We start from the raw sequence: 14519 nt of genomic DNA, 5'->3' as shown, positions 1-14519 counted from the left end.
ACAACCACCCCAAACGAGATGCGGTCTTAGCGGGCGGTCCATGTGGTCAGCTCCGGGTTCTGCCGGAGTGTGGCGATGCGGTTGTCGAGTTCGCGGCGGGCGGCGAGGTCGCCGCGGTGGGCTCGGCGTAGGTAGGCGCCGAGTGTGTGCAGGTCGCGCATGGCGGTGAGCACGGTGATTCCTGGCCAGTTTCGGGGGTCGTAGCCGTAGGCGGTGGTGAATCGGTCGATTTCGCTGGTGCTGCGGCCGAAGCGGATGCCTTGGATGGTGTTGGCCAGGTCGAGTTCACGTGGTCCGCGGGCGACTTCGTCCCAGTCGCCGAGGATGGTTCCGGTGTTGGTATGCAGGGTGTTGCCGGGATAGGCGTCGCCGTGGATGAGGCCGTGTCCCAAGACGGAGTGGAGGTCGGCGAATTGTGCGAGTAGTTCGCTGACTCGGTCGGTGAGCCAGGCGGTGGTGTCGGCATCGAGCACGGTGGTGGCGGAGGCCAGTGTGCCCGTCAGGTCGGCCAGTGGTGTGTACGCCGGTAGTGAGAGCTCCGGGGCGGGCAGCTGGTGCAGGTGTCGCAGCAGGGCGCCGAGTTCGCCGCTGTCTGGCGGGGTGGCGGTGGGTTGGGGATAGTGGTGCCAGAAGGTGACGGTGGCGTCGTCAATGTGCACGGGCTGGTCCACGGCGAGCGGTTCGGTGGCAGGAAAACCGCGGTCGGTGAGCCAGCGGGTGATGGTGATCGCTCGGGTGGCGCGGGTGGCGTTCACCGGGCCGTAGGCGATCCTGGCGACGGCGTTGTCGGCGGGCAGCAGGAACACGTCGGTGGCGTGCTGGCGCAGGGGTGTGGCGTCGTCGCTGCGCAGTCCTGCGTGGGTGCATGCGCGGTGCAGGACTCGTTCAGGGTGGGGGGAGAGCACGGGCCGATGGTAGCGCGGCGGGCTGTTCGAGCGTGGTGCTCAGTTGCTGGGCGAGTTCGCGGGCGGCTGTGTGGCCGCGGTGGCCCAGTTGCGAGGCGAGGCTTCGGGTGCGAGTGAGGGCGTTGTCCACCTGGCGGATACGAAGCTCCGGAGGCAGAGCGAGAATCGGTTCGAGTTCGGTCTGTGCGCTGTCGATGGCTCCGGCTGCGATCCGGGCGTTGACGATGTCGAGGCGGGCGAGGGTTTCGTCGCCGTAGGAGCGTTCCTCCGGTGGTCCTGTCTCGTAGGCTCCGATCGCGGCGTGGGCGTGCCGTTCGGCGTTCTCGTGCTGGGCGAGCAGGCCGTAGGTGCTGCCCAGGTAGTAGGTGCGTTTCACCGCAGGAAACGTGAGGATGCCACCGAAGTTGGTGACGTCATCGTCGATCACATCAGAGTCCATATCGGACAGTCTGCGGATGGCCGCGGTGGCCGTGTCGTGGTCTCCGCCGCGGGCGGCGGCACGTGCTTCGATCGCGAGCAGCCGCGAGCGGGTCGTTGCCGAGGTGGCGTAGGTGTGGCCGTGGCGGGCGAGGGCGACCGCGTCGGTGTGGCGGCGAGTCCACTCATGCAGCAGCGCGGAACTGCCGAGCACCCAGGCGCGCAGTGCGGCATGGTCGGCGACGTCGGCCAAGTCCTTTGCGGCTTTGAGCTGGTGTTGCGCGGAGCGCGGATCACCCGCGTTCTGGGCGGCGTGGGCGAGCATGAGGCAGGCGACGCCGGCGAGGAAGTACGCGTCGCGTTCCTGCGCCGGGCGCAATCGCCGGCTCAGCAGCGCGATCGCGGTGTCTCGGCTGTCCACGAGGTCGCCGAAGACGGTTTTCAGCGGCTTGTGCACGTAGTTCGTCGCCACCAGGCTCAGGTCGGCGCGCAGTGCCCACAGGTCGTTGCCGCGGTCGGCCAGGCCGGTCAGCGTGCTGGTGAAGGCCAGGGAGTCGCGTGCCGCCGTGACGGTGGCCCCCTCCATCGGTGCGACGGTGCCGGTGGACTCGGGGCGAGGGAACCAGTGCAGGGCGGGCGGAAGGTGCAGTGCCCGGGCGAATTGCTGCAGTTCGTCCCGGCTGCAGGGACCGCGGCCGGTTTCGATTCGGCTCAGCCGGGACTGGCTCACACGCAACCAGCGGGCCATCGTGGCCTGGGTAATGAGGCGGGCGTGCCAGGGATGCACACGGTAGGCGTGAATGAGCTTGCCGAACCGTTGCTCGTGCACAGCTGCTGCGATGGCCGGGTCTGACCAGAACTCCGACGGCACAGCGGGCGCTTCGGGGGCGCGGTGCCGGCGTGCGCAGGCCGAGCACGCGGTGTCGCTGTGGTCTTTGGCCAACTGCGTGCCGCAGTAGCGACATGTCCGCGCGGCTGTAGCCCGGCTCGTGCTCACAGGCCCTCCTCGCATCCCAGGCTTCGCGCGTCACTAGCACACCCGGTGGTCGGCGGCTACCCAGCTTTGGGTAGCGATTATTCACAGCAGCATAACCGCAGGGTTCCTCCGGTGCCAGAATTTGAACAGGACGCGGACGGCCGAGGAACGGCACCGTCCGCTCAGGACGGCCCACGTTCCGGTGGGCGAGGATGGAGGAAACGTGACTCTATGCTCGATAACACCCTGTATCACACCCCGTGAAATGGCACATGTTCTAGTCTCGACCGCGTTCGGCGAGGTCGACACCCACACCCCGGCGTTTCTGGCTGCGTGCGTACTCGCCGAACACGGCAACCCACTCGTGGTGCGCGAGGCCGACCCCAGTTACCTCTGCACCGTCCTCGGGATGCATTTGCCGCCCACCGCCGCACATGCAGCGAGGTGGCGCGAACGGTGCGGCGGCGGAGATCGCGAATGGCGAGTCAGATGGGACCACGCGAGCACAGCCGTCCGAACACTGCTGCCGCAGGTCACCGGAAGTGACAGCCTGCCCGCCTACGACAATGCCGACTTCCACTCCCCCGCCATCGCCCTGGCCCAGAGCGCGCCGCAGCAGTACGGCGGCGTTGGCCTCGTTGACTTCGGTACCGTCACACAGCGGCGGCCGCGGCCGGGCATTGTTCGGTCCATTGCGGCTCGTCTGGGTCGTGTGAGGGCACAGCCATGAGTGCCATTACGGAATGCGCCGCGATCGCCATCGTGTCGGCCGCGTTGATAGTGGCCGCGTTTGCTGAATTCATTCTCGAGGTCAGCGACGCGCTTTCTCCACGCAGTACTGCCGCAACCCGACTAAACCAATCCCAGAGCGCGCTTCGCCGCGGCACGCTCCAGGTACGTCGACAGTATTCACGGAAATGGAGCGACGCCGGTGATGTCACACCAGTTCGCACTGGACGCTCCCCGCAGCGAGCAGGTGTCTTTCAGGGACCCGGCAGCTCCCGGCGCACTCGACCTGCTCGGTGTGCTGCGGCGTGTCCGGCAGAACACCGCGTGCCAGTGGCGCACGGCGGTTTCCCCCGTGATCACCATGACGCACTTTCTGGTGCTGCAGGCGGTGTCAGCCCGTCCCCGGGGCAGCCAGAACGACCTGTGTGACGCCCTCGGGGCGTCCCCCTCGGCCGTCACACACCTGCTCACCCGCGCAGTCCTGGAGCGCCGCGGGGCAGCCCACGCGGACAGGCGGTGTCGGTGACCCTGACCCCGGCCGGGCAGGCACTGTATGACCAGCTCGCCCCGGCGGCCGAGGCCGTCGCGGCCGCGCTCGTCGCCGGCGTGCCGGAGCAGCAGCGCCGCACTGTGTTGCAGGCCCTGCACACCATCGCCACCACCGACCTCACTCCCATGGTGCCGGGCGCCGAAGCGCCCGCGCAGAACACGGAGCCCACATGCCCGCCGAACTCGTGATCATCGGCTATCCGGCCACCCGCGCAGTTCCGGTCCACGGCCCCGCCGCCGCCTCCGAGGCAATCACCACGGACACGGCAGAAGCACGGCACTTCCGGATGGAGCCAGCGGATACCGCACCCCGGCGGTCTAATCGGGACACCGCCCGGCGGGCCGCGAGCCTCGACGCCGTGCTGCTGGCCTGCATCCTGGCGGGCTGGGCCTCGCCGGAGCGGCCGCTCACCCGCGCCGACGCCCTAGAACTGGCGGCGCACACGCTTGGCACGACCGGTGACTCGGTGATCCGCGCCTGGGCGGACAGAGTCGATCCCGCTGAGCGGGCCGTGCGGTGGCGCCGTGCTATGCGCTGCATCCACCGATCCTTCGCCACGCTCATCGCCAGCCAGCGACCTGCCCGCCGACCCACCGCGGTGGGACACCTCCGGTGCCCTGCCGCACTCGTCACCGCCCTCCCAGCCGTGTTCCCCCGCTGCCGGAGGGCACGACGCCGACGGCACACTGGACAAGCACGATCCGTGACAGCCTGGTCGGTCACCGCCGCTGCCGCGCCCACGGTCGTGACCTGCTCACCGCCGGCGCCACGTACGTTTGCGCGGTGCCGGGGCCGTGCTGGGTCCGGCGCGACCCGCCGCGCCCTCAGGGCATGCATCCACACCGGAGACGCGCTCGCCACCGCCGCGGCGCACCAGGCAGCGACGCTGCACGCGAGGTGGAGAACGGCGTGCTGGCACCTGCGACGGGCTCAACCATCGACGATCACCCGGGACGGTGCCGTCTCAGCGCGAGCCCTTTCCGCGCAGGCCAGGGGCGAAGCGGACGTGCGCGAGCTGATACGGAGCACGACGAACGCGGCCGGCAGCCAGGCGCGGACGGAGCGCACACCCATGGCCGGACGCCGTGCGCGCCGGTGCCGGGCCGTGGCCCGCGCCGCACAGTCCTGCCCCGCCCTCGCTGGGGCACCGCACCTGGCACGTCGCCGTCCTGCCGAGCACCGCTCAGCCGGTACGCGGTCGCGCCTGTCCTCGGTGACGACGTTGCGGCACCCGGCTTTCTGCCGGGGTGCCATCTACTCTGCGGGGGCGAGCTGCCTGTGAGTCGATGGTCTGACACTGCTGCCGCGTCCACCGCGGGGCTGACCGGCGCCGCGCACCGGCGCCCGCGCACGCCGAACCAGGAACTCGAGGTCCGTGCCCGCCCAGGAAAGTACCTGATTGAACTGCGGACGAACTTCGGCGAATCGGTGGCTACAGTCCACGGCGGTCACGTCTCCGCGCTCCGTGCGACGATGGAGGACGCGCTGGCGTTACTGCGCATGCCGGACCCGCAGTGGCCCCCCGCACCGCCCGGGCCTGCACCCGCGACCGCGCGGTACATCCACGCCCGGCCGATTCGTGCCCAGCAAGCGGTCGGTCTCTACGAGGAAGGCGTACTTTTGCACACGCTGTCGATCCCCGGCTGCATGCAGGCCGCCCTCGATCTGCGTTACGCCAGCACTCAGCTCGTGCCACCGAAAACCGGCACTGCGCCCGAGCCGTCCACTGTGTCACCCTCCCAAGTCGCATCTGCGGGCACAATTCGCTTCCACGCGACGCGGAAAGCCGTGGTCACGCACGGTCGGTGACGCGCCAACGTCTACCTGGCTCCGGCCTTCACGGGGCTCGTGCCGCTAACACGGGGCGTTCAGCACGGTGCGGCTGGGGGCACGTTGCCCGCGAGCGCGTCGCAACGCCCCCTCCTCCGTAACGCGATGGCCACACGGGAAATGCCACACTGACCGACCCGCTGCGTTCGAAGCGGCTGCGGAATCGGTCACCACCCCCAGAAACAGGGAACCATGACGGCACGGAACAGCAGGGCCCGATCGGCCGCCGAAACCAGGGAGCGCTTCCTCCAGGCTGGCATCCAGATGCTGGCCGGCCAAGGCGTGGCCGGGTTGACCGTGCGCACTATCGCCGCGACCGCCGACTCCTCCACCATCGCGGTCTACAGTCGCTTCGGCGGACGGGCCGGGATGCTTCAGGCCTTATACCACCGTGCTTTCGAACAACTCGGGGCGGTGTTCGCCGCGCTGCCGCCCTGCACCGATGATCGCGAGCGGGACGCCCTCGATCTCGCGGTGGCCTACCGCCGGTTCGCCCTGGAGAACCCGCCGCGGTATGCGTTCATGTTCGAGCGCCCGCTCGCCGATTTCGATCCGGACCCGGAGTTGCGGCACCACGTGCTGCAGTTCACTCTCACCACGATCCTCGGGCGCGCGACACCGCCCGGTGCGTCCGATGAGGACGGATTCACCTGCTCCTATCTACTGTGGACCACCATGCACGGGCTGATCAGCGCGGAGCTGATGGGCCCCCAGCGCAATCCCCTGCCGAGCAAGGGCCCCGTGCCGGACGAGCAGGCGCGGGACGAGCTCTACCGAGCCGGGGTGCGCGCGATCACCCATGGCTTGGCCGAAAAATACCCGGCAGGTGACCATGCCGAGCTGTAGCAGGGCTGGTGAGCCGCTGCGGTGGACGATCCGCACCGGGCCCGGCCTCGCGGTCCTGCCGCGCGCTGCCCGCGCGCCCGTGTACTCACGACCTGATGGCGTCCTCGGCGCTACCACTCCCGACGTTCCGGAACACCGGGTGAGGCCGTTTACGGCTCTGGTGCGAGTTGGTGGTGGAGCCGGTCGAGTGCCTCGCTGCCGTGACCGCTGATGTCGGGATGGTCGCCGCGGTCGGCGGCGCGGATGGCGCGTTGGAGCCGGTGTGGCAGCCGGTGCCGCTCGGCGAGTTCTATCGCTTCGCGCAGGGTGGTGGCTGCGGCGTCGTGTTCGTCGATCGCGCCCAGGATTTCGCCGGTGGTCACGCGGTCGATGACGGCCCACTGTGGCGCGGGTGGTTCTCCGGTCTCGGTGGTGGTCAGCACGTGCAGGCTCTCGCGGGGCCGCCCGAGGGCGAGCAGGCCTCGCGCCTCGATCTCGCGGAGGCTGAACGGGGTGATCATGCCCGTCGCCGGGGTTGGCGTCGAGCAGGGCGCCCACCGGCCTGCCCGGGCCGCGCGACCCCCTGCCGTCGCGTGCTGCCGCGGCCACCACGGACTCGGGGGACACACCCATGAGCGATGAGACCCTGCACCGCCTCATCGCCGCAGGCTGGATGTTCTGGCATCCCCAGAATGAAGCTGGCGAGGTGGTCGCCATCGGCGCCATCCGCCGCTGGGCACCCGCAGGGGAGGACCTGCTCATCTTCCGCGCCGAGGATGACGCCGCCGGTGTGCGCGTCAATCCGGCAGGCGAAGCGGTGTGGCACCGCACCGGAACCGTCGTCGAGGTTGCCAACGAGATGCTGGAATTGCCGCACCCGGACAGTCCCATCGCACCCCGGCTGGTGATCGCCACCCCGGTTCTCTGGACGCCCTGACTGTTCCCGATAGTTCTGAGGCCTCACCGGGCGGGTCCCGGGGGCCACGTACGGGAGACCGGCAACGCCGGCTCGCTGGAAACAGCGCAGCGCGACGCCCGAGCAGCCGTTCCCGCGTGCGCTCGGTCAGCGATCTGCCCGAGGGCAAGTCGGGACTGGCCGAGATCAGTGCCTCTCGCGCCCGACTGAACTGGATGGCCAGAAGCCACAATTCGTTCACAGTGGCGTTCATGTCGCTGCGCTGGCGGACCTTCTCGGCGAGGCGGATCTCGCTACAGCCGGGCTGCACCAGCCCAGCGAAGTCACCGTGTTCCGGGTCGGTGACACCCGGCCGGTGCGCGGGCTGCCCGAGGGCGGCGGCGAAGGAGCACCGCAAGCCTCGATCGCCGTGCCACCGGTTCGACGATGAACGGGCGGTACTGCGGAAGCGAGGTGTTCGCTGACACGGTCTTCCTGCACATGCCATGGCTCCTGCTTGTACTGGACACGGCCTGGCCAGCTTGGGTGAACAGGGTGCCGCCGGAGTCGCCAGCGCACGGTCCCGCGCCGTCGGGATGGCCGGTGCAGCTCTCGTTTTCGGTGATCGCCCATGATGGCCGGAACTCGGCGCCCGCACACGCCGTCGTGTCCAGCACCAACATCTCGGTTCTGTGCAGTATTGCTGGTGGCTCACCTGCTGGATCCCTGGCGGGGCCCCAGCCGTACAACTCGACGCGCTGCCCGGGTGTGGCTACCTCGCGGGCGACTTCAGCGGGCTCTGTCCACGTGGGCCGCTGTAGCTCCAGGCGCGCGATGTCGTCCATGGCGCCCCCTTCCCTGCCCCAGTCCCATCCATGGTGCCTGCTGTGGGACTTGACGGTCACCAGCTCGCCACCGGCAGTGCGGTCGACCGAGCCCACACGCACCTTGAACGTCATCGCCGAGATCGGCGGGTTTCCCTGAAGATGGGAATCGCCGGCGGCTGACGGCGGCTTATCGTCGATACAGTGCGCCGCCGTGATCACTCGCTGCGGGGATACCAGTGTGCCCGTACATATGAACTGGTTGCGGATCCCGAATTCTGGCGCGTCAGCCAGAATTGCCGCGACGCCCGGCGGCGCTGATGCGACCGGTCCGTCGACACGGCCTTGCGGGTCGTGGTGGGACGTCAGTAGGGCGGTGATGGCCGTTGCCGCGGAGGCCGCGGTGACGCCGATTGCCAGTAGTCGTCGTCTCAGTCGCACTGGTTGTCCTTGTCTGTGCCGCTACTGTGTGCGGGGAAGCTGGCCCCAGCGTGATCCTGCTGGGGCGTGGGGTTCGTGGCGTGTCGTAGTCGCCCGAGTGGCTTACGTCAGCGGGTAGATGCGCTCGAGGCAGGTGGTGGCTGGGACCCCACGAAGCCTCGACGTCAAGTTCGGTGCAGGGCACCGGCCAGTGCCGCAATGCCTCGTCGTAAGCCGCATGGAACCGGTCGCGCGTGCGATCCTTGCCGAAACACCATCCGTCACAGCCCCCCGGGTGACGTAGACACCAGCTTACGTGTCCAGCGCGCGGCACCGTGGTGCCTGCGGTGGCCGCTCCTCACTGACAGGATGCACCTCAGCCTCAGTCACCGTGAGCGCGGCGCACACCATGCTGCAGCGCCTCGGGGATCAACGAACCGCGATCGATGAGGGGCGATGCCTCTGGTCAGCGGCCACTCGGCCACACCCCGCCGCCTGCTGCCCCAGGCTCTGCTGCACCAGGTCGCGGAGGTACTCGCTCCGCAACGGGTAGGGCCCATCAGGGCCCGCTGCGAACACCGGCCTCCCGGCCCGGGAGTACGCTGGCCGATTCCACGTCCTCCCAACACTAACCCCCGAACCGACAGCACACTGTCGATCTCAGGAGCTGGCGAATGACCACGGCATGAGGGCCGACACGCCCACCGCGTGAACGTCCGCCCATCTCAGCAAGTGATGCTGATCCGGTTGACGCAGTAGGTTCGACCGGTGACCGACGAGGACATTGACTGGGGTGGACAGCGAGAGGGTGCGCCGACCGAAGCGGAACTGGCCTTCGCGACGTCGCTGAACGCGCTGGTACCACGGCTGGACTACTGGCTACATGCCGACGACGACGGCACTCCCTGGCTCCTGGTGTCCCTGGACGTCATCGAGGGCCATGCCATTCGCGACACCTTGCGCCTGGACTTCGACGACAGCGGCATCCGCGGCGGCTGGAGCCCATCCTGCCTGAACTGGGACGACGGAGTGAGAGCCGAGGATGCTCTGGTCGACCTGTCGGGGCCAGACGGGCTGCTCCTCCCAGCGAACGGCTCGTCAATCGAAAAGTTGGCCCGCCACGCCGCAGAGTGGTTCACCAGACCGAAGAAGGGCCGGTGGGCCGATTACTCCGGCTCGTGAGTGGAGCCCAATCGTCACCACCTCACGGATGCCCACTCATGCCGCTGAGCGGGCGGTGATCCGGCGGACGTGTTAACCCGCCACGGTGCTCCTCGGTTTGGAAGCGGGCCGGCGGTGATCTAACAGCGGCACTTCGCGCTAGACGGGAATTCCGTCCTGGCCGGGCTGGACGTGGCGGCGGTCTACTGTGGCTGTATGGCTGTGTAGAGCTGTGTGGCCAGGTCTGTCGTACGTGCCCGGCATTTCTCGCCTCGTGGCGGATCGTTCTTGCCGGAGACGTAGAACACGCTGATCACCGCGTTGTCGTCGAGGACCGCCAGTCGGCAGCCGGCCCTGCCGCCGTCGGGGTCTGACCAGCGGGCCTCCGCTCCGATGCCGAGGTCGCTGATCTGCTCGTCCTGTGGGGTCGCGCGCCGGTTGAAGTCTTCTTTGGCCCGCTTGTTCCCTGGCTGGGGGCCGTAGGCGTTCTCTGAGTACTCCCAGGCCGCGACGCTGAGGTCAGCGTAGGACTCGTCATCGCCGATGCCCCGGAAGGTGCAGCTTCGCCCGGGCGCAATGCCGTTGTCGGTCGAGTCGTTTACCCGTTCGGGGGGCGGTAGCCCGGGTACTTCGGCGTGGATTGTCGCGCAATTGGGTAATTGGGCGGAGTTGTACTTGAGCGGCGGCGGAGGCGTGGTCGAGGTGGTGGTCGCGAGGGGTGCGGGCCTGGGTTGCGGTGGACCGCTGGGCCGGCCGCAGCCGCCGACGAGCGCCGCGATCACCAGGCCGAAGACCGCCCAGCCCCGGGTGCGGGAGAGATGTGTGCGCATGACTCCTTCTCGACTATTGCGGGTCAGCCCTCGACCGCCTGCGGCCAGGCCCGGTCGGGCAACGCGGTGTCGGTCATCAGGCTCATGAGCTCGCGTACCTTGCTGAGCGCGGCGACGAACCGCTCAGCGACGCCCACCAGGTTGTTCATCATGTCAGTGGCGAGTTGGCCGATCGCGCCCGCGAGCTTGTCCACGGCGAACGGTATCTCGATGACCGTAGCCGTCTCGATCGCGACCGTGACGAGCTGGCCCAGGAAGCTGGTGACCACCTCGGCCAGCTTGGTCATGTACTCGACGTTGTACTGGGCGATCTCCATGAGCCATTTGCTGACATTGTCCGACTTGGCCGAGTAGGCCTTGATCGCGTCGTTCTGTGCCGTGACCTTGTCCTGGTACTTCGCCGCCGCTTTGCCCTCCCACTGGTAGGCCAGGTCGGTCTTCTGGTGGGCCAGCCCGTTCACCGGCGCCTGGATCTTCGCCACCCAGTTGAAGGACTGGACGATCAACGACACCACCGGCGCGTGGTGAGTGACCGCGGTCTGGACCAACTGGCCCACCTTGGCCAGATGTTCCCGGATCTCATCCATCGCCGGTTTGATGAGGAACATCGCCGGACCGAGCATGAATTGCCAGTTCATGATGTGCTGGACGGCGGCGTTGTATTTGTCGCCGCACTCGACCACCTTGTCCTCAAGGCCGTTGAACTTGTCGTTGAGCTGGGAAATCATCTCATCGGACGTGGACATGTCGATCACCCAACCCTAGGCCTCGTAGAACTTGCCGATGTCGATCTCAGTGATGCTTTCGGTGCGGTCGTACTCGTCAGCGATCCGCCGCAGTACGTCACTGATCTGGTTGAACTCCGTGGCCGCACCCTGCAGGGTCTGCTCCATGAAGGCGCGGAACTCCTCGTACTGGTGGGCTTGGATCTGGGCGTTGGCCAGCGCCGGGAACACGGCGACGTCGATCACCGAGAACGCTGTCCAGGTCAGGTAGGTCTCCTTGACCGCTTGCACGACCGGCTGAGTCTGGTCCGCCTTCTGCTGCCAGAGCATGGCCTCCGCCCGCAGCGCGTCGGTGACCACCTTGAAACCATCAGTCATCGTCAGTCCTCGTCATCGAACACGTCGAACTCCGCGAAATAGGCGTCATCCGCCCCGTCGGAGACACCGCGCGCGGCCCGCTCCGGCGACGTCCGGGCCTCGCCCGCCACGCCGAGGCCTGCACGCGCGAACAGCTGCAGCGCGTCCTCGCCCAGTGCCTCCGCGGAGGGGTTGTCCAGGGCGCGGGGGTCACCGTGCAGCGCCAGTGGGCCGCCGCCGCGCATGCGCAGCGTGAGATAGCCCAGCGGGCTGCGGACCTCGTGGATCTGCGCAAGCGGGGTGTGTTGCCGACGTCGGATCGCCTCGTACTGCGCGTTGATTGCCTCCGAACGGGCCCGGGTCCGAGACAGGAACTCCTCCACTGACAGGTCCGCCGGGTCCAGCGGGTCCGGGGCCGCGGTGCGCGGCGGGGGCTTCGGGCGATGGATGAGCTCCACCGCGAGCGCCCGCTGCAGCGCCGTCACATAGGTGTTGAACAGAGCAGCCGGCAAAGCCGCCGGGCCCACCTGCGCAATCCACCCCGGCCGGATGCGCACATTCGTGACTTTGGCGGCCTTGTTGACCGTGACGATGACAAACCCGCTCGGGTCACGCGCCTCGTAGGTGTCCGCAGGCTCCAGCGGCACGCCACCCGGACGGGTGAGCTCAGCGAAACGAGCTCGCATCCGCGGGTCATCACGAACAGTCACCGTGGCCAGCTCAACGCGCTCAAGCGCCATGCCACCACCCCCTTGAACCCCCGACAACTCACCAAACGACCGTACCCAAACACGCTCAGTGATGTGGGTGGATCGCGCATTCTCACCCACAGCTCGACGACACCGAGAACAGGCCGTCATCCGACCGGCGCGACTGTCTCGCCGTGCCCGCCCGCAGATCAATCGGGACGAGGTCCGCACCCACCGCCGCGCCGAGCACCTGAAGTTCAGCGTTGATGACGCTGTCCCGCGTCGACGACCCGCGCGGGACACTGCGAGGCCCCCTGTTGCCAGGGTTGCCCCCGTCGAGGGCATCGTTCAAGGTCACGGACGACGATTCCTGGCCAGGAGCACACGCCACAACAGACCGAGCCGGCCTCCCGCCATCCAACGCGCCCTCATCCCCCTGCTCGGACGATCCTCAACTCGAGCGATGGGGTCAGGCACCGCGATGGCGACCCGTTCACCTTTCCGGGGCAGATCGGCTGCACCGGTGACCGGTTTTGTCGAGAAGTTCGATCGCTGCTGAGCGGCGAGTGATCCTGGCGGGCGCGACGGGCGCTATCGTGGGGGTATGGCGTCACCGACCGGCCCGTTCCAGCCCCGCCGGCGAGCACGCACCACACCGTGATTCGGTTGCCTCCAGTGTTTCCGCTGAGCGGGTTGTCGTTGAGCGTGTCCGGGGATCGCGCAGCTGGGCGGACTGTTCCAATGTCACCAGATCAACGGTGACGACCTGCAACGATTCATTTGTGCTGGCTGGGCGGGGTGCCACGACGGCGACGAACTGCTGGCACTACTGGTCTGATCGGTCGGCCAGCCTTGACTCCCCTCATCGTGCGCCTCCACAACCGGCGTTCTGGCCGTATTGAATTCCGTCGACCTGGGACTCGCGTTGAACCGCCTGCTCGCCTTGGGCAAGGTTCCGCTCGTTCATGCGAGCGCGTGGAACCTAACTCCCGAGAACTCCTGCGCCTGGGGTGCTGACTGACTCGCGCCGGGCAGAAGAACCACAAGCCAGGCTGATCAACGATCTCATCGTGCACAGCGGGATCACGGGCAGTCGGATCACCCGCCGTACAGAGCCGTCGCGCCGGAGACCGCCTCGGGTAGGTGTCGGTGGAAGAAACGACCCGAGACGGTCGACGGCAAGCAGGTCCGCGATCTGCCGGGCCGTGGGCGATGCATGGCTCGATGTGTGGCGCTGGGAGGGGATTCGTTACGCCCAGGAGCGCATAGACAATGACGACCGACCGAGACGTCCACGAGTACGCCCAGAACGAGTTCGACTCGCAGTGGCTGCGCATCATCGCCGAAAGCCTGAGCCTGCGCACCGAGGGCGCCGAAGGAGGCCGGACCTACCGCACCCGCTGGCCCGCCGCCGCGACACCCTCGCCTTCCTGGACATCACCATCGACGCCGCGCTCGCACTGCCGGCCAAGTCCTGACCAACTGCTCAACGTCCAGCGCCTTGAACGCGAGCCGGATCGAGTTTCGTCGTGCGGAGCAGCACCATGCCGCCGGACATCGCGAAAGCAGGTTTGCCGCACTACGCTCGGAACTCGCTGACAGTCACGGTCAGCGCGGACCCTGGGGAGCTGCCGACGTGGTCGAGACGCACGACATCGTTCGCCCGCCTGCCGAGCTCAGTGCGGCCCTCGCGGCCATCGGCAGCGCAACGGCCAGCGCCGAGCTCAGCCGCATGGGCATCCGCAGCGCGTTCATCCGTGGCCCGGTTTCGGTGACCCCCGGCGTGTGCGTGGCCGGCCCGGCGCTGACGCTGCAGTTCCTGCCGAAGCGGGAGGACCTCTACCCCGTCGACGAGTACGCCGAACCGGAGAAGCAGCTGCACCGGCACGTCATGTACCACGCCCAGCCCGGCGACATGATCGTCGTCGACGCGCGCGGTGACATGAGCAGCGGTGTGTTCGGCGAGATGATGCTGACCTACTTCAAGGGCCGCGGCGGCGCCGGCGTGGTGATCGACGGGTGCCTGCGCGACATCGGCCAGGCCAAGCAGCTCGGCCTCGGGCTGTGGATCCGGGGCGCCACGCCGAACTTCCACGCCCAGACCGACATCGTCCCGGCCGCCGTCAACGTGCCGGTGGCGTGCGGTGGCACGCTCGTCGAGCCGGGCGACATCGTCGTCGCCGACGACGACGGGGCGGTCGTGGTGCCGGTCAAGCTCGCACCCACCCTGCTGGCTGTCGCCCAGGAGCACGCGGAATGGGAGGAGTTCTCCCGGATCCGGCTGGCCGAGGGCGGCGACATGCGGCTGTACTACCCGTTGTCGGACGAGGCCCGGCCCGAGTACGAGCGGTGGCGCGCCGAGCAGGGCCCGGCCTGACGGGCGCTC

The 14519-nt window shown here is 68.3% G+C and carries 14 protein-coding genes; 6 read left to right on the top strand and 8 right to left on the bottom strand.

The genetic code is table 11. The annotated features are described in order from the left end of the window. Window positions 1-26: 26 nt before the first annotated feature. Both JOM49_RS26085 and JOM49_RS26080 read right to left on the bottom strand, forming a co-directional pair. A complete protein-coding gene (locus JOM49_RS26085; protein ID WP_209666861.1) occupies window positions 27-905 on the bottom strand; it encodes a phosphotransferase in 879 nt (292 codons plus the stop codon). Further along, the gene (locus JOM49_RS26080; RefSeq protein WP_209666860.1) at window positions 886-2319 is read right to left on the bottom strand and encodes a helix-turn-helix domain-containing protein; all 1434 of its coding nucleotides are present in this window, start codon (window positions 2317-2319) and stop codon (window positions 886-888) included. Before JOM49_RS26080 ends, JOM49_RS26085 begins: the two co-directional genes overlap by 20 nt. 1224 nt (window positions 2320-3543) lie before the next feature. On the opposite strand from JOM49_RS26080, the gene JOM49_RS26075 reads away from it, so the two are divergent. The 3 genes from JOM49_RS26075 to JOM49_RS26065 all read left to right on the top strand — a co-directional run bounded on the left by JOM49_RS26075 (window position 3544) and on the right by JOM49_RS26065 (window position 6253). Continuing rightward, window positions 3544-3765: a hypothetical protein gene (locus JOM49_RS26075; RefSeq protein ID WP_209666859.1), complete on the top strand. Its 222-nt coding sequence runs from the start codon at window positions 3544-3546 to the stop codon at window positions 3763-3765. 1285 nt (window positions 3766-5050) lie between these two features. Next, on the top strand, window positions 5051-5386 hold the full coding sequence (locus JOM49_RS26070; protein ID WP_209666858.1) for a hypothetical protein: 336 nt from the start codon (window positions 5051-5053) through the stop codon (window positions 5384-5386). Between the two features lie 213 nt (window positions 5387-5599). Continuing rightward, window positions 5600-6253 carry a TetR/AcrR family transcriptional regulator gene (locus JOM49_RS26065; RefSeq protein ID WP_209666857.1) on the top strand — a complete coding sequence of 218 codons (654 nt, stop codon included), beginning with the start codon at window positions 5600-5602 and terminating at the stop codon, window positions 6251-6253. A gap of 149 nt (window positions 6254-6402) precedes the next feature. Here JOM49_RS26065 and JOM49_RS26060 read toward each other — a convergent pair whose 3' ends face one another. Continuing rightward, complete coding sequence (locus JOM49_RS26060; protein WP_209666856.1) at window positions 6403-6753, bottom strand: hypothetical protein; 351 nt, start codon at window positions 6751-6753, stop codon at window positions 6403-6405. A 110-nt stretch (window positions 6754-6863) separates the two neighbouring features. On the opposite strand from JOM49_RS26060, the gene JOM49_RS26055 reads away from it, so the two are divergent. Continuing rightward, window positions 6864-7169, top strand: a complete 306-nt coding sequence (locus JOM49_RS26055) for a hypothetical protein (RefSeq protein WP_209666855.1) — start codon at window positions 6864-6866, stop codon at window positions 7167-7169. A 302-nt stretch (window positions 7170-7471) separates the two neighbouring features. Here JOM49_RS26055 and JOM49_RS44420 read toward each other — a convergent pair whose 3' ends face one another. Next, entirely contained in the window at window positions 7472-8392 is a 921-nt protein-coding gene (locus JOM49_RS44420; protein WP_209666854.1) for a S1 family peptidase, read from the bottom strand. Between the two features lie 747 nt (window positions 8393-9139). Between JOM49_RS44420 and JOM49_RS26045 the strand changes: the two genes are divergently transcribed. After that, window positions 9140-9553 (top strand): hypothetical protein, encoded by a 414-nt coding sequence (locus tag JOM49_RS26045; RefSeq protein WP_209666853.1) that lies wholly within the window; start codon window positions 9140-9142, stop codon window positions 9551-9553. 182 nt (window positions 9554-9735) lie between these two features. Here the strand turns inward: JOM49_RS26045 and JOM49_RS26040 are convergent, their stop codons facing one another. The 4 genes from JOM49_RS26040 to JOM49_RS26025 are packed head-to-tail and all read right to left on the bottom strand — an operon-like array spanning window position 9736 to window position 12184. After that, window positions 9736-10362: a hypothetical protein gene (locus JOM49_RS26040; protein ID WP_209666852.1), complete on the bottom strand. Its 627-nt coding sequence runs from the start codon at window positions 10360-10362 to the stop codon at window positions 9736-9738. A gap of 23 nt (window positions 10363-10385) precedes the next feature. After that, window positions 10386-11108, bottom strand: a complete 723-nt coding sequence (locus JOM49_RS26035) for a hypothetical protein (RefSeq protein WP_209666851.1) — start codon at window positions 11106-11108, stop codon at window positions 10386-10388. A 15-nt stretch (window positions 11109-11123) separates the two neighbouring features. Then, a complete protein-coding gene (locus tag JOM49_RS26030; RefSeq protein ID WP_209666850.1) occupies window positions 11124-11465 on the bottom strand; it encodes a hypothetical protein in 342 nt (113 codons plus the stop codon). A gap of 2 nt (window positions 11466-11467) precedes the next feature. Further along, window positions 11468-12184: a hypothetical protein gene (locus tag JOM49_RS26025; RefSeq protein WP_209666849.1), complete on the bottom strand. Its 717-nt coding sequence runs from the start codon at window positions 12182-12184 to the stop codon at window positions 11468-11470. A gap of 1585 nt (window positions 12185-13769) precedes the next feature. On the opposite strand from JOM49_RS26025, the gene JOM49_RS26020 reads away from it, so the two are divergent. Beyond that, entirely contained in the window at window positions 13770-14510 is a 741-nt protein-coding gene (locus JOM49_RS26020; RefSeq protein ID WP_209666848.1) for a ribonuclease activity regulator RraA, read from the top strand. Window positions 14511-14519 lie beyond the last annotated feature (9 nt).

The organism is Amycolatopsis magusensis (genome assembly GCF_017875555.1).
GTDB lineage: Bacteria > Actinomycetota > Actinomycetes > Mycobacteriales > Pseudonocardiaceae > Amycolatopsis > Amycolatopsis magusensis.
Note: the sequence above shows the minus strand (reverse complement) of the source record. Positions and strands in the feature narration are given on the sequence as shown.